This window comes from Mycolicibacterium septicum DSM 44393, assembly GCF_000455325.1.
Lineage (GTDB): Bacteria > Actinomycetota > Actinomycetes > Mycobacteriales > Mycobacteriaceae > Mycobacterium > Mycobacterium septicum.
The window spans coordinates 383,203-403,081 of record NZ_HG322953.1; the positions used below are offsets into that span (position 1 = coordinate 383,203).

Annotated in this window: 18 protein-coding genes; 13 read left to right on the plus strand and 5 right to left on the minus strand. The window is 68.1% G+C overall.

The annotated features are described in order from the left end of the window. The first annotated feature begins 36 nt into the window (after positions 1-36). Positions 37-1,485: a GTPase ObgE gene (obgE, locus tag TX88_RS28705; protein ID WP_044522861.1), complete on the plus strand. Its 1,449-nt coding sequence runs from the start codon at positions 37-39 to the stop codon at positions 1,483-1,485. Beyond that, entirely contained in the window at positions 1,482-2,603 is a 1,122-nt protein-coding gene (gene proB, locus TX88_RS28710; protein WP_044522866.1) for a glutamate 5-kinase, read from the plus strand. Before obgE ends, proB begins: the two co-directional genes overlap by 4 nt. Before the next feature lie 48 nt (positions 2,604-2,651). On the opposite strand, the gene TX88_RS28715 is transcribed toward proB, so the two are convergent. Next, entirely contained in the window at positions 2,652-3,287 is a 636-nt protein-coding gene (locus tag TX88_RS28715; RefSeq protein ID WP_044522868.1) for a TetR/AcrR family transcriptional regulator, read from the minus strand. A gap of 66 nt (positions 3,288-3,353) precedes the next feature. On the opposite strand from TX88_RS28715, the gene TX88_RS28720 reads away from it, so the two are divergent. Then, positions 3,354-4,640: a cytochrome P450 gene (locus TX88_RS28720; protein WP_044522869.1), complete on the plus strand. Its 1,287-nt coding sequence runs from the start codon at positions 3,354-3,356 to the stop codon at positions 4,638-4,640. Here TX88_RS28720 and TX88_RS28725 read toward each other — a convergent pair. Next, positions 4,609-5,451: an NAD-dependent protein deacetylase gene (locus tag TX88_RS28725; RefSeq protein WP_044522870.1), complete on the minus strand. Its 843-nt coding sequence runs from the start codon at positions 5,449-5,451 to the stop codon at positions 4,609-4,611. The two genes, TX88_RS28720 and TX88_RS28725, sit on opposite strands and share 32 nt — an antisense overlap. 22 nt (positions 5,452-5,473) lie before the next feature. After that, positions 5,474-6,013, minus strand: a complete 540-nt coding sequence (locus tag TX88_RS28730; protein WP_044522871.1) for a cysteine hydrolase family protein — start codon at positions 6,011-6,013, stop codon at positions 5,474-5,476. A gap of 57 nt (positions 6,014-6,070) precedes the next feature. Between TX88_RS28730 and TX88_RS28735 the strand changes: the two genes are divergently transcribed. Together TX88_RS28735 and TX88_RS28740 are read left to right on the plus strand one after the other, a co-directional pair. After that, positions 6,071-8,113: an NAD(+) synthase gene (locus TX88_RS28735; RefSeq protein ID WP_044522879.1), complete on the plus strand. Its 2,043-nt coding sequence runs from the start codon at positions 6,071-6,073 to the stop codon at positions 8,111-8,113. A gap of 137 nt (positions 8,114-8,250) precedes the next feature. Beyond that, positions 8,251-10,929, plus strand: coding sequence for a S15 peptidase family protein (locus TX88_RS28740; protein WP_044524188.1), 2,679 nt, complete (start codon positions 8,251-8,253; stop codon positions 10,927-10,929). On the opposite strand, the gene TX88_RS28745 is transcribed toward TX88_RS28740, so the two are convergent. Both TX88_RS28745 and TX88_RS28750 read right to left on the minus strand, forming a co-directional pair. Further along, positions 10,926-11,750 (minus strand): enoyl-CoA hydratase/isomerase family protein, encoded by an 825-nt coding sequence (locus tag TX88_RS28745; RefSeq protein ID WP_044522885.1) that lies wholly within the window; start codon positions 11,748-11,750, stop codon positions 10,926-10,928. The two genes, TX88_RS28740 and TX88_RS28745, sit on opposite strands and share 4 nt — an antisense overlap. Before the next feature lie 45 nt (positions 11,751-11,795). Continuing rightward, complete coding sequence (locus TX88_RS28750; protein WP_044522892.1) at positions 11,796-12,656, minus strand: ribokinase; 861 nt, start codon at positions 12,654-12,656, stop codon at positions 11,796-11,798. 83 nt (positions 12,657-12,739) lie between these two features. On the opposite strand from TX88_RS28750, the gene TX88_RS28755 reads away from it, so the two are divergent. The 8 genes from TX88_RS28755 to TX88_RS28790 all read left to right on the plus strand — a co-directional run bounded on the left by TX88_RS28755 (position 12,740) and on the right by TX88_RS28790 (position 19,752). Further along, a complete protein-coding gene (locus tag TX88_RS28755; RefSeq protein WP_044522895.1) occupies positions 12,740-14,005 on the plus strand; it encodes a glutamate-5-semialdehyde dehydrogenase in 1,266 nt (421 codons plus the stop codon). Between the two features lie 30 nt (positions 14,006-14,035). Continuing rightward, positions 14,036-14,923: an AAA family ATPase gene (locus TX88_RS28760; protein WP_044522897.1), complete on the plus strand. Its 888-nt coding sequence runs from the start codon at positions 14,036-14,038 to the stop codon at positions 14,921-14,923. Further along, positions 14,923-16,377, plus strand: coding sequence for a vWA domain-containing protein (locus tag TX88_RS28765; protein WP_044522899.1), 1,455 nt, complete (start codon positions 14,923-14,925; stop codon positions 16,375-16,377). The genes TX88_RS28760 and TX88_RS28765 overlap by 1 nt, the downstream gene beginning before the upstream one ends. 81 nt (positions 16,378-16,458) lie before the next feature. Next, the gene (nadD, locus tag TX88_RS28770) at positions 16,459-17,106 is read left to right on the plus strand and encodes a nicotinate-nucleotide adenylyltransferase (protein WP_084622227.1); all 648 of its coding nucleotides are present in this window, start codon (positions 16,459-16,461) and stop codon (positions 17,104-17,106) included. Next, complete coding sequence (rsfS, locus tag TX88_RS28775) at positions 17,103-17,489, plus strand: ribosome silencing factor (protein ID WP_044522902.1); 387 nt, start codon at positions 17,103-17,105, stop codon at positions 17,487-17,489. The genes nadD and rsfS overlap by 4 nt, the downstream gene beginning before the upstream one ends. 7 nt (positions 17,490-17,496) lie before the next feature. Further along, positions 17,497-18,165, plus strand: coding sequence for a glucosyl-3-phosphoglycerate phosphatase (gene gpgP / locus TX88_RS28780; RefSeq protein ID WP_044522906.1), 669 nt, complete (start codon positions 17,497-17,499; stop codon positions 18,163-18,165). After that, positions 18,155-18,904, plus strand: coding sequence for a diglucosylglycerate octanoyltransferase (gene octT, locus TX88_RS28785; RefSeq protein ID WP_044522912.1), 750 nt, complete (start codon positions 18,155-18,157; stop codon positions 18,902-18,904). The genes gpgP and octT overlap by 11 nt, the downstream gene beginning before the upstream one ends. A 2-nt stretch (positions 18,905-18,906) precedes the next feature. Continuing rightward, a complete protein-coding gene (locus tag TX88_RS28790) occupies positions 18,907-19,752 on the plus strand; it encodes a DegV family protein (RefSeq protein ID WP_044522917.1) in 846 nt (281 codons plus the stop codon). Positions 19,753-19,879 lie beyond the last annotated feature (127 nt).

The following is a 19,879-nucleotide window of genomic DNA, read 5'->3' on the forward strand; positions in this document are numbered from 1 at the left end:
TCGCAATAGCTTCACATTCGACGGAGAGGATGTCCGATGCCCCGGTTTGTCGACCGCGTCGTCATCCATGCGAGTGCAGGAAACGGCGGCCACGGCTGTGCGTCGGTGCACCGCGAGAAATTCAAACCCCTCGGCGGTCCTGACGGCGGCAATGGTGGTCGCGGCGGCAGCATCGTGATCGTCGTGGATCCTCAGGTTCACACCCTGCTGGACTTCCACTTTCATCCCCATGTCGCTGCACCCTCGGGTAAGCCGGGTGCGGGCAGCAATCGTGACGGTGCCACCGGCGACGATCTGATCGTGCGCGTGCCTGACGGCACGGTGGTGCTCGACGAGGACGGCCGGATGCTGGCCGACCTGGTCGGCGCCGGTACCCGGTTCGAAGCCGCACAGGGTGGTCGCGGCGGTCTCGGCAACGCGGCGCTGGCCTCGCGGGCGCGCAAGGCTCCCGGCTTCGCCCTGCTCGGTGAGAAGGGCCAGACCCGCGATCTCACCCTCGAACTCAAGACCGTTGCCGATGTCGGCCTGATCGGTTTCCCGTCGGCGGGCAAATCCTCTCTGGTGTCGACCATCTCGGCGGCCAAGCCCAAGATCGCCGACTATCCCTTCACGACTTTGGTGCCCAATCTGGGCGTGGTCTCGGCCGGCGAGAACACCTTCACCGTCGCCGACGTTCCCGGCCTGATTCCCGGTGCTTCCGAGGGCCGGGGCCTCGGCCTGGAATTCCTTCGGCACCTTGAGCGCTGCGCGGTGCTCGTGCATGTCGTCGACTGCGCGACCATGGAACCCGGGCGTGACCCGATCTCCGACATCGAGGCGCTGGAGGCCGAACTCGCGGCCTACACCCCGACCCTGCAAGGCGATTCCACGCTGGGCGATTTGGCGTCGCGGCCACGTGCGGTGGTGCTCAACAAGATCGACGTTCCCGATGCCCGGGAGTTGGCCGACTTCGTGCGTGAAGAAGTGCAGTCCAAGTTCGGCTGGCCCGTGTACGAGATCTCGACGGTCAGCCGTGATGGCTTGCGCCCGTTGATCTTTGCGCTGTGGGAGATGGTGAAGGCCTACCGTGAGGCGCAGCCGGCGCTGGTGCCGAGGCGTCCGGTGATCCGGCCGATCGCGGTCGACGAGAGCGGCTTCACCGTCGAGACCGACGGCGACGGCGGGTTCATCGTGCGCGGTACCCGTCCCGAGCGCTGGATCGCTCAGACCGACTTCAGCAATGACGAGGCCGTGGGTTACCTCGGTGACCGGTTGGCCCGGTTGGGTGTCGAGGACGCGTTGTGGAAGAAGGGCGCCAAGCCCGGCTGCGCCGTGACGATCGGCGATATGACCTTCGACTGGGAACCGCAGACCCCCGCGGGCATCGACATGCCGCTGACCGGGCGCGGCACCGACATCCGGCTCGAGCAGACCGACCGGATCGGCGCCGCCGAACGCAAGGCTGCCCGGCGGGAGCGGCGCCAGCCCGGGAGCGAAGACGAGTGACGAGCGCAGACTCGTCGCCCTCGGTACATCGCAACGCGATCCGGGCCGCGCGCAGCGTCGTCGTCAAGATCGGCACCACTGCGCTGACCACTCCGTCCGGAGTCTTCGACGCGGGCCGGCTCGCGGTCCTGGTCGAGGCCATCGAGGGCCGGATGAAAGCCGGTTCCGATGTGGTGATCGTGTCCTCGGGTGCCATCGCCGCCGGCATCGAGCCGCTCGGACTGTCCAAGCGCCCAACGGATCTGGCCACCAAACAGGCGGCCGCCAGCGTCGGGCAGGTGGCCCTGGTCAATGCGTGGAGTTCGGCGTTCGCCGTCTACAGCCGCACGGTCGGCCAGGTTCTGCTGACCGCGCAGGACATTGCGATGCGGGTGCAACACAACAACGCGCAGCGCACCCTGGACCGGTTGCGCGTCCTGCACGCCGTGGCGATCGTCAACGAGAACGACACCGTGGCCACCAACGAGATCAGGTTCGGTGACAACGACCGGCTCTCGGCGCTGGTGGCCCAGCTGGTCGGCGCCGATGCACTGATCCTGCTGTCCGATATCGACGGTCTCTACGATTCCGATCCCCGAAAAGGCAACGCGCGCTTCATTCCCGAGGTCGCCGCCCAGGGCGATCTCGACGGGGTGGTGGCCGGCGGGGGTAGCCACCTGGGCACCGGAGGCATGGCCTCGAAGCTGTCCTCGGCCCTGCTGGCCGCCGATGCCGGGGTGCCGGTGCTGCTGGCCGCCGCGTCGGATGCCGGTGCCGCGCTCAGCGATGCCTCGGTGGGCACCGTGTTCGCGCCGCGGCCCGAGCGGATGTCGGCCCGGCGGTTCTGGGTTCGCCATGCCGCGGAGTCCCACGGTGCGCTCACTCTCGACGACGGTGCGGTGCGCGCGGTCGTCAAACAGCGTCGCTCGCTGCTGCCGGCCGGGATCACCGAGGTCACCGGTCACTTCCATGGCGGTGACGTGGTGGATCTGCGGGGGCTTGACGGGCAGACGGTCGCGCGCGGCGTGGTGGCCTATGAGGCCTCGGAGCTGGCCGCGATCATCGGCCGCTCGACGCCGGATCTGCCGGCCGAGCTGCGCCGGCCCGCGGTGCACGCCGACGACCTGGTCGCCACCTAGCGATTTGTGCACCTCCGGTAACGCTGACCGTTACGCGCGGTGCACAAATCACAGCTTGGGGGACTCCAGATACAGGGCGCCCCAGACGATCTGGGTGATCGTGTTCGCCAGCTCGGCGTCGTAGGACGGCGGCTGCGACGGCAGATTCTGATGACAGGTCCGCTCCACCATCCACGTCAGCGTGCTCGCGGTGGCGGCGGCAGGCAGTTGCGGCCGGATCGACCCGTCGGACTGCCCGTCCTCGATCACCTTGGTGAGCTGATCGGAGATTCCGGCCAGCAGCTCACGGTACGTCTGTGCGACGAGTGGGTCATAGCTCGACATCTCGGTGAGCGCGATCAGCACCGGTTGGTGGGTCCGATAGCTGGCGACGATGCCAGACATGGCGGTGTGGGCGTCTGCGGGGTCGCGGCGTCCGGCGACGCTCCACCATTGTTGGGCGGCCTGGGTCAGATCGCCGAACACCTGGGTGGCCAGTCGGCGTAGCAGGTGGCCCTTGTCCTCGAAGTAGATGTAGAAGCTGGCCCGGGAGATCCCGGCCTCGGTGGCCAGTTTGTCGACGCTGAGCTCGGTGAAGCTGGTGCCGTCGGCCATCAGCCGGTCGGTGGCATCGAGCAGTTGGCGTTCGATCCGCTCGCGCCGTTCCTCTCGGTTGGCCTGCGGTTTTCGCGTTACCGATGGCATGCCCTCAGCGTATCGGCATTCGTCACACCTTGACTAGACAGACTGTCTAGACCTATTGTCACCGGCATGACTGTGTCGCCCATCACATCAGCCCCCTCGTGGCCTTCCGCCGCACGCCCCTACGACCCGATCGACCTGTCGTCGCGGAAGTTCTGGGCCACCACGGCCGCCGATCGTGAGGTCACGTTCGCCGAACTGCGCACCTCACGCCCGGTCAGCTGGCATCCGCCCGTCGAGGACGCCCTCATGAAGGATCCCGACGATCGCGGGTTCTGGGCGGTGACCCGGCACGCCGACATCGTGGCGGTCAGCCGCGACAGCGAGACATTCCTGTCGGGCAAAGGGGTGCTGTTCGAATCCGTTCCGGAAGAGCTGCTCGAGGCGTCACAGTCGTTCCTGGCGATGGACGCGCCGCGGCACACGCTGATCCGCAAACTGGTCCACGCCGCGTTCACGCCCCGGCAGGTGGCCCGCATCGAAGACTCGATCAAGGAGAACGCACGCGACATCGTGGCCGAGCTCAAGGAAGTCGGCAGCGGGGTGGACTTCGTCGACCAGTGCGCCAAGGAACTGCCCATCCGCACGCTGTCGGACATGGTCGGGATCCCCGAGTCCGAACGGCAGCGGGTGGCACATGCCGCCGACGCGCTGGTGTCCTGGGCGGACCCGGTCTACCTGGCCGGGCGCAACCCGCTGGAGGTGCTGCTGCAGAACCAGATGTACCTGCATCAGGTGGCGAATGCGCTTGCCGCAGAACGCAGGGAGAACCCGGGCAATGATCTGATCAGCGCGCTGGTGCACGCCGAGGTCGACGGGGATCGGCTCACCGATGCCGAGGTCGCCGCGTTCTTCGTGCTGCTGGCGGTGGCGGGCAACGACACCACGCGCCAGACCACCAGCCACGCGCTCAAGGCGCTCACCGACCACCCCGACCAGAGGGCATGGCTCATGGCGGATTTCGACGACCGGATCGGCGGCGCCGTCGAGGAGTTCGTCCGGTGGGCGACGCCGGTGATGACCTTCCGCCGCACCGCGGCAGTCGATGTCGAACTCGGCGGACAGCAGATCGCCGCGGGGGAGAAGGTGGTGATGTTCTACGCCTCGGGCAACTGGGACGCCGAGGTGTTCGACCGGCCCGACGTTTTCGACCTGAGCCGAAAGCCCAATCCACACCTCGGATTCGGTGGCGGCGGCCGCCATTTCTGCCTGGGTGCGCATGTCGCCAGGACGCAGTTGCGGGCGATCTTCGGTGAGCTGCTGCACCAGCTGCCCGATATCGCCGCGGGGGAGCCCGCCTACCTGGAGGGCAACTTCGTGCACGCTATCCGGGCGATGCCGTGCACGTTCTCCTGAGCTCGCCGGCCAGCAGCGTCAACATCTCCGAACAGCCCGCTTCGACCTTGACCGTGGCGTGGTCGTCGCCGCGGGTGGGCCCGCGGTTGATGATCCCCACCGGGATGTTGTGCGCGGCCGCGTGCCGGACGAATCGGTAGCCGGAATACACGGTCAGCGAGGAACCCGCCACCAACAGCGCCTCGGCATCCTCCACCATCGAATACGCCTGTTCGACACGGTCTTTGGGGACGGTCTCGCCGAAGTAGACGATGTCGGGTTTGAGCATGCCCCCGCACACCGGGCAGTCCACGATGGTGAACGAATCCGTCTCACTGATCACGGCGTCGGCGTCGGGGGCCACCGCGATGCCGCCGACCGATTCGGCGCGTTCGATGAAGCCGGGATTGGCCGTCTCCAGCAGCGCGGCCAACTCGTCGCGGCCCATGGTCGCGCCGCAATCCAGGCAGATCACCTGCGCGTAGGTGCCGTGCAGGTTGACCACCGACCGGCTGCCGGCCTTGCTGTGCAGCAGGTCCACGTTCTGGGTGATCAGTCCGCTCACCACACCCGTGGATTCCAGCGCGGCCAGGGCACGGTGCCCGGCGTTGGGCTGGGTTTCGTCCATGTGGCGCCAGCCGACGTGATTGCGGGCCCAGTACCGCTGGCGGAACACCGGATCGGAGGTGAACTGCCGGATCGTCATCGGATTGCTCGGCGGGGAATCCGGGCCTCGGTAGTCGGGGATGCCGGAATCGGTCGACATCCCGGCCCCGGTCAGCACCGCAAGACGGCGGCCCTGAAGTAGGGCGACGAGTTCGGGGGCATCCACCCTCGCCAGGATAGGCCGCCGGTCAATCCAGGCATTCGGACGCGGGCACGATCTCGGCGCTCATGTTGCGGCGCATCATCTGCAGCGCTGCCGCGCCCAGGTCGGCATCGATGTGCGCGACTGCGTCCGACGGGATCACCACGTCGAAATGCCGCACGTAGGCATCGAGCGCGCTGTAGAGGATGCACTGCTCGGTGACCTGGCCCGCGAGTATCAGCCGTTGCGTGCCCAACCGGCCCAACAGGTAATCCAGTGCGGTCGCATAGAACACGCTGTGGCGCACCTTGGTCAGCAGCAGGCAGCCGTCCGCGGGCGCGATGGGGCGCACCAGATCCGGGTGCTCACCGGCCAGCGCTGCGGCGACGATGTCACTGAACTGGGCGGTGAAATCGCCATAGTTGTCGTTGACGTAGATCAGGTCGACATTCTCGCGGTCGCGCACACCGCCGATTAGTCCGACCAGCGGATCGACGATCGCCGCCACGTTGGGAGCCAGCAGTTCGGCGTCCTCGTGCCGGTAGGCGTTGAGCATGTCCACAACCACCAGCGCGGTATCACTCATGCGTCATTTGGTACCCAGTGGCCCGATCTTGACACTTTTCGGGTGACAATGGGCGCGATGGACTTCTACAGCGCCTACCACCACGGATTTGCGCGGGTCGCCGCCTGCACCCATCACACGGCGCTGGCGGACCCGCCGGCGAACGCGGAATCGGTGCTCCGGTTGGCGCAGGCCTGTCATGACGACGGCGTGGCCGTCGCGGTGTTTCCCGAGCTGACCTTGTCGGGCTACTCGATCGACGACATCCTGATGCAGGATGCCCTGCTGGAGTCGGTCGAACAGGCGCTCATCGAAATCGTCGCGGCCTCGGTGGTGTTGGCACCGGTGCTGGTGGTCGGCGCGCCGCTGCGGCACCGGCACCGGATCTACAACGCGGCGGTCGTCATCCACCGCGGCGCCGTGCTCGGTGTGGCACCCAAGTCCTACCTGCCGACCTACCGGGAGTTCTACGAGCGCAGGCAGATGGCTACCGGCGCCGATGCCCGCGGCACCATCCGGGTGGCCGGTGCGGAGGTTCCGTTCGGGCCCGACCTGCTGTTCGTGGCCTCCGACCTTCCCGGACTGGTGCTGCACGTCGAGATCTGTGAGGACATGTTCGTGCCGGTGCCGCCCAGTGCGCAGGCGGCGCTCGCCGGTGCGACGGTGCTGGCCAATCTCTCGGGCAGTCCGATCACCGTGGGCCGCGCCGAAGACCGTGCGCTGCTGGCCCGTTCGGCCTCGTCGCGGTGTCTGGCCGCCTACGTGTACGCCGCTGCCGGTGAAGGGGAGTCGACCACCGACCTGGCCTGGGACGGCCAGACCATGATCTGGGAGAACGGGCTGCTGCTCGCCGAGAGCGAGCGCTTCCCCCGCGGTGAACGACGCTCGGTGGCCGACGTGGATCTGGAGTTGCTGCGGTCCGAGCGGCTGCGGATGGGCACGTTCGACGACAACGCCAGACACCACGGCGGTCTCGTGGATTCGTTCCGCCGCATCGAGTTCCAGCTCGACCCGCCGACGGGCGACATCGGGCTGCTGCGCGAGATCGAGCGTTTCCCGTTCGTTCCGGCGGATCCCGCTCGCCTGCAACAGGATTGCTACGAGGCCTACAACATCCAGGTTTCCGGTCTGGAGCAGCGACTGCGGGCGCTGAACTACCCCAAGGTGGTGATCGGGGTCTCCGGCGGTCTGGATTCCACTCATGCCCTGATCGTGGCGGCCCGGGCGATGGATCGGGAAAACCGTCCGCGCAGTGACATTCTCGCGTTCACCATGCCCGGCTTCGCCACCGGCGAGCACACCAAGAACAACGCGATCCGGCTGAGTGAGGCACTGGGCGTGACGTTCGCCGAGATCGACATCAAGAAGACCGCCGAGCTGATGCTCACCGAGATGGACCATCCGTTCGGCCGTGGTGAGAAGGTCTACGACGTCACGTTCGAGAACGTCCAGGCCGGCCTGCGCACCGACTATCTGTTCCGGCTGGCCAATCAGCGCGGGGGCATCGTGCTCGGCACCGGCGACCTGTCCGAGCTGGCGCTGGGCTGGTCGACGTACGGCGTCGGCGACCAGATGTCGCACTACAACGTCAATGGCGGGGTGCCGAAAACCCTGATCCAGCATCTGATTCGGTGGGTGATCTCCTCGGACCAGTTCGGCGTCGAGGTGAACGAGGTTCTGCAATCGGTGCTGGACACCGAGATCACCCCTGAGCTGGTGCCCACCGGCGAGGACGAGGAGATCCAGAGCAGCGAGGCCAAGGTCGGTCCCTATGCGCTGCAGGATTTTTCATTGTTCCAGGTGCTGCGCCACGGGTTCCGCCCGTCGAAGGTGGCGTTCCTGGCCTGGCATGCCTGGCATGACGCGTCCCTCGGTGACTGGCCCGCCGGGTTCCCCGAGGACAAGCGCCCGGCGTACTCGCTCAAGGAGATCCGGAACTGGCTGCAGGTGTTCGCGCAGCGGTTCTATTCGTTCTCGCAATTCAAACGTTCGGCGCTGCCGAACGGCCCCAAGGTGTCGCATGGCGGTGCCCTGTCGCCGCGTGGCGACTGGCGGGCGCCGTCGGACATGTCGGCGCGGATCTGGCTCGACGAGATCGAGCGGAGCGTTCCCGAACAGTAGTCTGACCGGCCCAATGGTCGGTTCGCCCAATTGACGACGCAAAAAATTGACAAGCTAACCTTCTGGCTCACATCGGCGCGCTAATGTGCGGCGGGTCACAGTTCGGCAGTGCCGGATGTCGGGTCGAGGAGGTTGCGTTGGGTGCTGCGAAGTACGTCGGTCGGGTAGGCGGATTGGCGGTCGCGCTCGGGGTCGGATCGGCTGTCGTGCTGGGCGGGCAGGTGCTGAGTGCGCCGGCCGCCTCGGCATCACCCGGGTCCAGCGACACCTCGTCGGAGTCCCCATCCGCGCCGGCCGCCAAGAAGGGCCCCGCCAAGGACCGGCAGGGCGCCCAGTCTTCGCGCCAGGCCGCGGTACGCGCAGCGATCAAGGACCGGGTGGCCAAGCTCGGTGAATCCGGCCGCCACCACGTCAGCGCGACGACGCCGAAGTCCAACGTCGTGCAGTCGATCACCGACCGGCTGTCGGAGGCGCAGGCCACGATCGAGGCCGGCCTGACCCGTCACGACAGCGACTCGGCCCCGGCCGAAAAGCCCAAGGTCACCAAGCCCGCCGAGACGCTGCGGGGACTGTCCGCCAAGCCGAACCTGCCCCGTCCGCTGCACGATCGCGTTCAGGCTCCGGAGCCGGGCACGACCGATGACGAGCCCACGATCGAGGCCGTCGAAACCGGTCTGGCTGACCAACCCGCAACGCCGCCGGCGGTCACCGTGACGGCCAAGACCGAGACGGCGCCGGCCGTCGGCGCGGCTCCCGTGCGGGGCCTGATCGAGACCGTCGTCAACGACATCGCCAGGACACTGGCCGGAAATTCGCCTACCGCACCCGCGCCCGATTCGCCTGCCGAGTGGGTACTGCTGGCGGCCGCGCGCCGAGAGTTCTCCACCGCCGCCGTGTCGCCAACCGTGGGCGCCACCGGCGGCATCGTCCCGGCGCCATCGGTCGGCATCACCGACGGCATCATCCACGGCACCACCGGGGCCGCCAGTTCGAGCGGTCTGCCGCTCACCTACACCGTGATCGGTGACCCGAGTGCGGGCGGCAAGGTGCGGCTCAACTCGGCCAACGGGACCTTCACGTTCCTGCCCTACGCGACCGTGGTCGACAGCGGCGGCACCGAGAAGTTCACCGTCGTGGTCGCCGAGACCACGGCGTTCGACGCTGCGCTGCAACAGATCCCGATCTTGGGCTCGTTCGTGCCGCAGGTGCTGGTGATCGTTCACCAGGTGCCGGTCGTGAGCGACCTGCTGGCGCCGCTCATCGGCGACGCCGAGGTGGTGGACGTCAACGTCGACGTCGGCGAGCTGGCACCGGCGGGCACCCCGGTGGCCTACACGGTCCAGGTGACCTCCTTCGACGGCGCGCAGATCAGCATGAACTACTTCCCGGCGTCGGGCCTCCAGGAAGGGGACGAGGCGCCGACCATCTTCAGCGGCGCGGGCCTGTCCAGTGCCGGTGACACCAACCCCTACTCCGGCGGCGCGACCGGCGTCGGCACGTTCCGCGACGCGGGCTACAACGTCGTCACCTGGGATTCGCGCGGCGAACACGACTCGGGCGGAATCCTGCAACTGGACAGTCCGTTCTTCGAGGGCCGCGACGTCTCGGCTCTGATCGACTACGTCGCCAAGCAACCCGGGACCCAGCTCGACGGGGCGAACGACCCGCGGATGGGCATGGTGGGGCCTTCCTACGGCGGCGGCATTCAGTGGGTGACCGCGGGCACCGACAACCGGGTCGACGCGATCGTCCCGACGATCTCGTGGAACTCCCTGAACAGTTCGCTGTACCCCAACGGGGCGTTCAAGACGTCGTACGCCGCGCTGCTGCTGCTGTCGCTGGTGACGTCCGGCGCGAACATCAACAGCCAGCTGTACAGCGGCATCTTCACCGGTGCGCTGCTCGGCGTCCTCACCCCCGAGCAGCAGGCCATCCTGGCCAGCAGCGGCCCGACCGCCCTGGTCAACAAGGTCACCGCTCCGACGCTGATCATCCAGGGCACCGTCGACGTGTTGTTCCCGCTGCAGCAGGCGATCGACAACGCGACGATCCTCGACGCCAACGGTGTGCCGGTGAAGATGGTCTGGTTCTGCGGTGGCCACGGCAACTGCGAGACCCCGCCCGGTGACAGCACGGAGATGGTCCAGACCGCGACGCTGAGCTGGCTGGACACCTACGTCAAGCACAAGGGCGAAGACGTGGATGACGGCCTACCCAAGTTTCAGTGGATCGACCAGAACGGCGATCACTACACGTCCGATCGCCTGCCGACCGACCCGAATTTCACCGGGACCCCGGTCACCGCGTCCGGCGGCGGCGGTGTGCTGGGGATCGTCCCGATCCTCGGTGGTTCGGGACCGGGAGCCGCGGGGATTCCGTTCGGGCTCGGCGACGGGACCAAGGCGGCCAACGCGGTGAACACCACGGTGACCGCGCCGTCGGGCACCGCGACCCAGATCGTCGGTGCGCCCGAGCTGACGATGACCTACTCCGGCATCGGCACCAGCCGTCACGTCTATGCCCAGATCGTCGACGACCAGACCGGGCAGGTGATCGGCAACGTGGTCACGGCGATCCCGGTCACCCTCGACGGCAAGGAGCACACCGTCACCATTCCGATGGAGGCCGTCGCCTACACGCTGGAGCCCGGCCACACCGCCACGGTGCAGATCACCAGTTCGGCCACACCGTTCCTCAACTTCACCCAGTTCGGTGTCATCGACATCTCCGGTGTCGAAGTGTCGCTGCCGACCGTGGGACCCGGTGCCAACGCGCACCCCGCGGCCGACGCCGCTCAGGAGGTGGTCAGCGTCTAGAGCCGGCCCTCGGCCCGCAGGTCTGGATGCACCCATTCGGGTGAGCGACGTGCCTTGAACGCCCGGAAGCCTTCCATCGCCTCGTCGCCGCTGTAGCTGGCCTTCATGCCGATACGGTCGTAGAGGCCCATGTAGCTGTCCAGGCTGGACTTGACCACGCCGCGGGCCCGGGGTGCGGTCCGGCAACACTGGGCGAGCACTTCGGTTGCGGCAGTGAGTAATTCGTCGTGGGGCACGATCCGGGCGACCATGCCCCAGTCGACCGCCTCCCGCGCGCTGAGCGTGCGTCCGGTGAACATCAGGTCGCGGGTCCGGACCGGGCCGATCAGGCGGGCCAGCATCTGGCTGTAGTAGGTGTCGGCGATGCCGCGGTACAACTCGGGCACCCGGAACGTGGCGCGGTCGCTGACCACGGCCATGTCGCTGCAGATCGCGATCTGCAGCCCACCGCCCTGGCACAACCCGTTGACCGCGCTCACCACGGGCTTGACCGATTGGCGCAGGGTTTCGAACGGTGTGACGTCCATCGACAGGGCCGCACCGAAGCTCATCCAGTCGTCGACGCCGTTGCCGCCGCCGAGGTCACCACCTGGTGCGAACACGTCTCCGGTGCCGGTGATGAGCAGGCCGGCCAGGTCCGGGTCCGCCTCGACGTGGGTGACCGCGTACCGGATGCCGAAGTACATCGCCGGCGTCATCGCATTGCGGGCCTCGGGCCGATCCAGGGTGACCACACCGAACGGGCCCTGCCGCTCGAACTTCAGGTATGGCGTGCCGAGCCAGTCGCCTTCGGGCGGTCGTGGGGAGAGTCCCTGTGTCATGGTTGGCGACTATAACGCCAACGGTATCGGCTTCAGTTGGCCGTCTCAGTGGGTGAGGACGGCATCGATGTCGACGGCGGACGGCGCGCAGTTGCCTGCCCCTCGCACCAGGGTGGCCAGGGCTCCGGCCGCGCAGGCGCGGCGCAGTGCCTGCTCGTGGCCCGATCTCCACCCTGCGGCCAGCACTCCGGCGAACACGTCACCGGCACCGGCGGTATCCAACGCCCGCACCGCGGGGGCCGGCACGTCGAAGCGCTCGTCGTCACCCAGGTAGCTGGCCCCTCGCGCGCCCCGGGTGATCACCAGATGCCGCACCGGCCAATGCCACTCCGCCGCCTCGGTCTCGTTCACCACCACCACGTCGACCAGTTCCGACAAGGCCAGCAGGTGATGGGCGGGCGTGCCTCCCGGCGACGCGTTGAGCATCACCACCGCCCCGGCGGCCCGGGCCAGCTTGGCCGCGGCGATCGCCGTCGCGACCGGGATCTCCAACTGGATCAGGGTGACCTCGCTCCAGACGATCGCCGAGCGGGCCGCCGCGGAATCCACTTCGAGCCGCGAGTTGGCGCCCGGTGCCACCACGATGCAGTTCTCCCCGACGGTGTCGACGAGGATCGCGGCGGATCCGCTGGGCCCCGGCATGCACGTCACGGCGTCGGCCCCGACTCCGTTGGCCTGCAGATGACGGCGCAGGATCGTGGCGGCGGGATCGTCTCCGACCGCGGCCACCAGCTCGACGTCGGCGCCGGCCCGCGCGGCCGCCACCGCTTGGTTGCCGCCCTTGCCGCCGGGCGCCGATGACAGCGACGACGCGAGCACCGTCTGTCCCGGGCGCGGCAGCGCACCGACGGTGAACGTGAGATCGGCGTTGATACTCCCGACGACGCAAACCCGCGCAGCGGCCATAGATAAAAAGGCTAACCGGGCAGAGGCGTCAGTGGCGCCTGACACGTGTCGAAGGACGTGAACAGGTCCGATACGCTGGCTAGATGAGCGTTCAGACAGAGTCTCCGGCGACTGCGGTGCCGCACGCCGACCTGCGCGACCAGGTGCACGAGGCGGCGCGTCGGGCACGGGTCGCCGCCCGCGTCCTGGGCACCCTGAGCGCCGAGACCAAGAACCGCGCGCTGCATGCCGCCGCCGACAGCGTGCTGGCCCACGTCCACGAGATCCTCGCGGCCAACGCCGCCGATGTCGAGGCCGCCCGTGAGGCCGGAACCCCGGAGTCGATCATCGACCGGCTGGCGCTCAACCCGCAACGTGTCGACGGCATCGCCGCCGGTCTGCGCCAGGTCGCCGGTCTCCCGGACCCGGTGGGCGAGGTGCTGCGCGGCCGGACCCTGCCCAACGGTCTGCAGCTGCGTCAGCAGCGGGTGCCGCTCGGCGTGGTCGGCATGGTCTACGAGGGCCGTCCCAACGTCACGGTGGACGCGTTCGGGCTCACCCTGAAATCCGGCAATGCCGCTCTGCTGCGCGGTAGTTCGTCCGCGGCCCGGTCCAACGAGGCGCTGGTGACCGCGCTGCGTTCGGCGCTGGCGTCGGTCGGTTTGCCCCTGGATGCCGTGCAGCTGCTGCCCAGCCATGACCGCGCCAGTGTCACGCACCTGATCCAGGCCCGTGGCCTGGTGGACGTGGTGATCCCGCGTGGGGGAGCCGGCCTGATCGCGGCCGTGGTGCGCGACGCCCAGGTGCCCACGATCGAGACCGGCGTCGGCAATTGCCATGTCTACGTTCATGAAGCGGCCGATATCGACGTTGCCGAGAAGATCTTGCTGAACTCCAAGACCCGGCGTCCCAGCGTCTGCAATGCCGCCGAGACGCTGCTGGTGGACAAGGCGCTGGAGGCCACCGCGCTGCCCCGGCTGACCTCCGCGCTGCGGGAGGCGGGGGTCACGGTGCACGCCGACCCCACCGACGAGGAGTTGCACGCCGAGTTCCTCTCGATGGACATCGCCGTGGCCCTGGTCGACGGTCTCGACGCCGCGATCGCCCACATCAACGAGTACGGCACCGGGCACACCGAGGCCATCGTGACAACGAACCTTGCTGCGGCCCAGCGCTTCACCGAACAGGTGGACGCGGCTGCGGTGATGGTCAACGCGTCCACCGCGTTCACCGACGGAGAGCAGTTCGGTTTCGGCGCAGAGATCGGCATCTCCACCCAGAAGCTGCATGCCCGCGGACCCATGGGCCTGCCCGAACTGACCTCCACCAAATGGATCGTGTGGGGAGACGGTCAGACCCGCCCGGCCTAGGCGCCGACCAGATAGAGACCAGGAGACCACATGAGCGTGCCCGCTCGCCCCGCTCCGTTGTTCGCCGACATCGACGATGTCGCGCGTCGCCTGGCGGAGACCGGATACCTGCCCGATACCGCCACCGCGACAGCGGTTTTCCTCGCCGACCGGCTGGGTAAGCCGTTGCTCGTGGAGGGGCCCGCGGGTGTCGGCAAGACCGAGCTGGCCCGCGCGGTCGCCGCGACCACCGGCTCGGAGCTGGTGCGGTTGCAGTGCTACGAGGGCGTCGACGAGGCCCGCGCGCTCTACGAGTGGAACCACGCCAAGCAGATCCTGCGGATCCAGGCCGGGCAGAACGCCAACGGCGGTGACTGGGACCAGACCAAGATGGACGTGTTCAGCGAAGAGTTCCTGCTGACCCGTCCGCTGCTGACCGCGATCAAGCGCACCGACCCGACCGTGCTGCTGGTCGACGAGACCGACAAAGCCGACATCGAGATCGAGGGCCTGCTGTTGGAGGTGCTCTCCGACTTCGCGGTCACCGTCCCGGAACTCGGCACGATCACCGCCGAACGGCCGCCCTTCGTGGTCCTCACCTCGAATGCCACCCGCGAGCTCTCCGAGGCGCTCAAGCGTCGTTGCCTGTTCCTGCACATCGACTTCCCGGATCCGGATCTGGAGCGCCGCATCCTGCTGTCCCGGGTGCCCGAACTGCCCGAGCACATCGCCACCGAGCTGGTGCGGATCATCGGCGTGATGCGCGGTATGCAGCTCAAGAAGCTGCCCTCGGTCGCCGAGACCATCGACTGGGGCCGCACCGTCCTGGCGCTGGGCCTGGACACCATCGACGACGAGATGATCGCCGCCACCCTCGGCGTGGTCCTCAAACACCAATCCGACCAGCAGCGCGCTGCCGGCGAGCTCAGGCTCAACTAGTGGTGCCCCGCCGGGTCCGACCGCCCCAGCCGCTGGCCCCGCACGGCCTGCCCGGGCACCTCGTCGAGTTCGTCGAAGCCCTTCGCGGGCAGGGGATCTCGGTCGGTCCGTCGGAAACCGTGGACGCCGGCCGGGTGATCACGGTACTGGGGTTGGGCGATCGTGAGGCGTTGCGCGAGGGCATCGCCTGCGCGGTGCTGCGGCGCCCCGACCACCGCGAGACCTACGACGCGATGTTCGACCTGTTCTTCCCGGCGGCGCTCGGCGCGCGCACCGTCCTCGACGATGACGACGAGGGCGAAACCGGCGACCAGGATCGGCCCCAGCTGCCGCCCGAAGACATCGAGGCGATGCGCGACGCGCTGGTGCAGATGCTGGCCGACAACGAGGATCTGGCCAACCTCGACGACCGGATGGCGGCGATGATCGCCCGCATCGTCGAGGCGTACGGCCGCTACAACTCCAGCCGCGGCCCGTCGTATTCGTCGTATCAGGCGCTCAAGGCGATGAGCCTCGACGATCTGGAGGGCCGGCTGCTGGCCGGCCTGCTCGCCCCCTACGGCGACGAGCCCACGCCGACCCAGGAGGAGATCGCCAAGGCCCTGGCCGCCCAGCGCATCTCCCAGCTGCGCAAGATGGTCGAGTCCGAGACCAAGCGCCGCACCGCCGAGCAGTTGGGCCGCGACCACGTGCAGATGTACGGGGTGCCGCAACTGGCCGAGAACGTCGAGTTCCTGCGCGCGTCCGGTGAGCAGCTGCGCCAGATGCGCAAGACCGTGCAACCGCTGGCCCGCACGTTGGCGACGCGGCTGGCGGCCCGGCGCCGCCGGTCCCGGTCCGGGGAGATCGACCTGCGCAAGACGCTGCGAAAGTCGATGTCCACCGGCGGTGTGCCGATCGACGTGGTGCTCAAGAAGCCGCATCCGGCCCGGCCCGAGCTCGTGGTGCTCTGCGATGTGTCCGGGTCGGTGGCCGGGTTCAGCCACTTCACCCTGATGCTGGTCTCGGCGCTGCGCCAGCAGTTCTCCCGGGTTCGTGTCTTCGCCTTCATCGACACCACCGACGAGGTCACCGACATGTTCGGGCCGGAGGCCGATCTGGCGGTTGCCGTGCAGCGCATCACCCGTGAGGCGGGCGTCTACACCCGCGACGGGCACTCCGACTACGGCCACGCCTTCGTGTCGTTCCTGGACAAGTACCCCAACGTGCTGTCGCCGCGCAGCTCGCTGCTGGTGCTGGGCGACGGTCGGAACAACTACCGCAACCCCGAGACGGCACTGCTCGCCCACATGGTGTCGGCCAGCCGTCACGCGTACTGGCTCAACCCGGAGCCCAAGCACCTGTGGGGCAGCGGGGATTCTGCGGTGCCGAAATACCTCGAAACCATCCCGATGCACGAGTGCCGCTCGGCCAAGCAGCTGGCCGCGGTGATCGACGGGTTGCTGCCGGTCTGAGCCCGCGCATCGCATCGCCCCCGTGCCGCCGGGTTCGCACGGGTGCCGGTGCCCGTCAACGCTCCCGTAAGCTGCCTCTTTGTGGCAAGACGGCGCAGGTTGGGTGTGATGGGTGGGACATTCGATCCCATCCACAACGGGCACCTGGTCGCCGCCAGTGAGGTGGCGGACCTGTTCGAACTCGACGAGGTGGTGTTCGTCCCGACCGGTCAGCCGTGGCAGAAGCACGACCGGCGGGTCAGCGCGGCCGAGGACCGGTATCTGATGACGGTGATCGCGACCGCGTCCAACCCGCGTTTCTCGGTCAGCCGGGTCGACATCGACCGGGGCGGGGCGACCTACACCAAGGACACCCTGCGTGACCTGCGTGATCTCAACGCCGGCACCGACCTGTTCTTCATCACCGGAGCCGACGCCCTGGCATCGATCCTGTCCTGGCAGAACTGGGAAGACATGTTCTCCATGGCGAGGTTCGTCGGCGTCAGCCGACCGGGCTACGAGCTAGACGGTGACCATATCGAGGCGGCGCTGCGCGAGCTGCCGCCGGACGCATTGACGTTGGTCGAGGTGCCCGCGCTGGCGATCTCCTCCAGCGACTGCCGTAAGAGGGCCTCCGAAGGCCGGCCGATCTGGTACCTGGTGCCCGACGGCGTGGTCCAGTACGTGACCAAACGCGGGTTGTACTCCGCAGACGGGAAGGGTGAACACATCATGGAGCCGGTTCGATGAGCGCGACCGACGAGGCCGTCGCGATGGCGACGGTGGCCGCCCAGGCTGCTTCGGCCAAGCTGGCAGACGATGTGGTGGTCATCGACGTGTCGGGGCAGTTGGTGATCACCGACTGCTTCGTGATCGCGTCAGCCTCCAACGAGCGCCAGGTCAATGCGATCGTCGACGAGGTCGAGGACAAGATGCGGCTGGCCGGCTACAAGCCCGCGCGCCGCGAGGGCACCCGCGAGGGGCGCTGGACGTTGCTCGATTACGTCGACATCGTGGTGCACATCCAGCACCAGGACGAGCGGGAGTTCTACGCCCTGGAACGGTTGTGGCGCGATTGCCCGACGGTTCCGGTCGATCTCGGTGAGCCGGTGGACCCGGAGTCGGCGGAATGAGGGCGCTATGAGGGTCCGTCGGCTGGTGCTGTTGCGCCACGGCCAGACCGAGTACAACGCGGGCAGCCGGATGCAGGGTCAGCTCGATACCGAGCTGTCCGATCTCGGCCGTGACCAGGCCGCCGCGGCTGCCGAGGTGCTGGCCAAGCGCCAGCCGCTGTTGATCGTGTCGTCGGATCTCACGCGCGCCCTTGACACCGCGGTGACCCTCGGTGATCGCGCCGGGATCGCGGTACAGGTGGACAAGCGGCTGCGTGAGACGCATCTGGGGGACTGGCAGGGCCTGACCCACCAGGAGGTCGACACCATGGCTCCGGGCGCTCGCGCGGCCTGGCGCGAGGATGCGCGGTGGGCGCCGCACGGCGGTGAGAGCCGTGTCGACGTGGCCGACCGCAGCATCCCGGTGGTCGCTGAACTTGTTGCCGGACAGGCGGAGTGGGGTCTGGATGGCTCGGACCGCCCCGTTGTGCTGGTTGCGCACGGCGGGCTGATCGCGGCGCTGACCGCCGGTCTGCTCGGCCTGCCGGTGGACAACTGGCCGGTGCTCGGCGGGATGGGCAACGCCAGTTGGGTTCAGCTGTCCGGACATTCCGACGATGACGGAGATTTCGACGCGACCCGGTGGCGGCTGGATGTCTGGAATGCCTCGGCACAGGTGGCCAACGATGTCCTCTGATCGCTCGCCTGCCCGCAAGCCGGTGCTGTTGGTGTTCGCCGACTCGCTGTCCTATTTCGGCCCGACCGGTGGTCTGCCGTCCGACGATCCGCGGATCTGGCCCAACATCGTGGCCGAGCAGTTGGGCTGGGATGTGGAACTCATCGGCCGGATCGGTTGGACCTGTCGCGACGTCTGGTGGGCCTCGACGCAGGATCCGCGGGCATGGGCTGCGTTGCCGCGTGCGGGTGCGGTGGTCTTCGCCACCAGCGGCATGGATTCGCTGCCGTCCCCGCTGCCGACCGCGCTGCGCGAGTCGATCCGGTACATCCGTCCGGCGTGGCTACGGCGCTGGGCGCGGGACGGCTACGGCTGGCTGCAGCCCCGGCTGTCACCGATCTCCCGAGCGGCGCTGCCCCCGCACGTCACGGTCGAGTACCTCGAGATGACGCGCAACGCCATCGATTTCAACCGGCCCGGCATCCCGGTGGTGGCCTCGCTGCCGTCGGTGCACATCGCCGATACCTACGGCAAGGCCCATCACGGGCGTGAGCCCACGGTCAAGGCCATCACCGCCTGGGCGCAGGAGCACGACGTGCCGTTGGTGGACCTCAAGGCCGCGGTGGCCGACGAGGTCCTCGGTGGGCGCGGCAATCCCGACGGCATCCACTGGAATTTCGAAGCCCACCGGGCAGTGGCCGAGTTGATGCTCAAGGGCCTGGCCGATGCCGGTGTGCCACAACTGGATTCCACAGACTGACGATGGCGGTCATGGTAGTAACCGACTCGACGTCGCGGTTGCGACCCGAGTTGTGCGAGCAGTGGGGAATCCGGCAGGTGCCGTTGCACATCCTCGACGACGGCAGTGACTGGCGCGACGGTGTCGATCCGATTCCGGCGGCCATCTACGACCGGGCCAGGGTCACGACGTCGGGGGCCTCGCCGGCCGATCTCGCCGAGACCTATCGGCAGGCGCTGGCCGACAGTGGTGGCGACGGTGTTGTCGCAGTACATATTTCGGCTGCGCTTTCGAGTACCTACAGCACGGCGGCAGCGGTTGCCCGCGAGATCGGGCAGGCGGTACGGGTGGTGAACTCCCGCGCTGCGGCAATGGGGGTGGGCTTCGTCGCCCTGGCCGCGGCCGAATCAGCCCGTGGCGGAGGAACACTCGACGCTGTCGAGGCGGCGGCTCGCGCCGCGATCCCGCGCGGGCAAGCGTTCATCGTCGTGCACCGGCTCGACAACCTGCGGCGCAGCGGCCGGATCGGTGCGGCGGCGTCGTGGCTGGGTACGGCACTGTCACTCAAACCGCTGCTGCGCCTGGATGTGGACGGCCGGCTGGTGCTCTCGCAACGCATCCGGACCATATCGAAAGCACATGCGGCACTTGTTGATCAGATCGCCGACGCGGCGGGGGACCGCGCCGTGAGCGTGGTCGTGCACCACGTGGACAACCCGGACGGTGCCGACGAGATCGCGGCGGCGCTCACCGACCGCCTGCCGAACCTGCGGTCACTGTCGGTGACGGACATGGGTCCGGTGCTCGCCGTGCACGTCGGCGGCGGCGCGGTCGGTGCGTGCATCACCGTGGAGGACGCTTCGGGGTAGTCCCCGAATTTTCGACGCCGTTTTCTACCTGTGGATTGTCGATTGGCGGCGCGCACAACCGTCAGGTGGAAAACGGTGAAGCGGCACATGTTTCCCGCATCCCACCCTTGACTTTCCCACCTGGAAA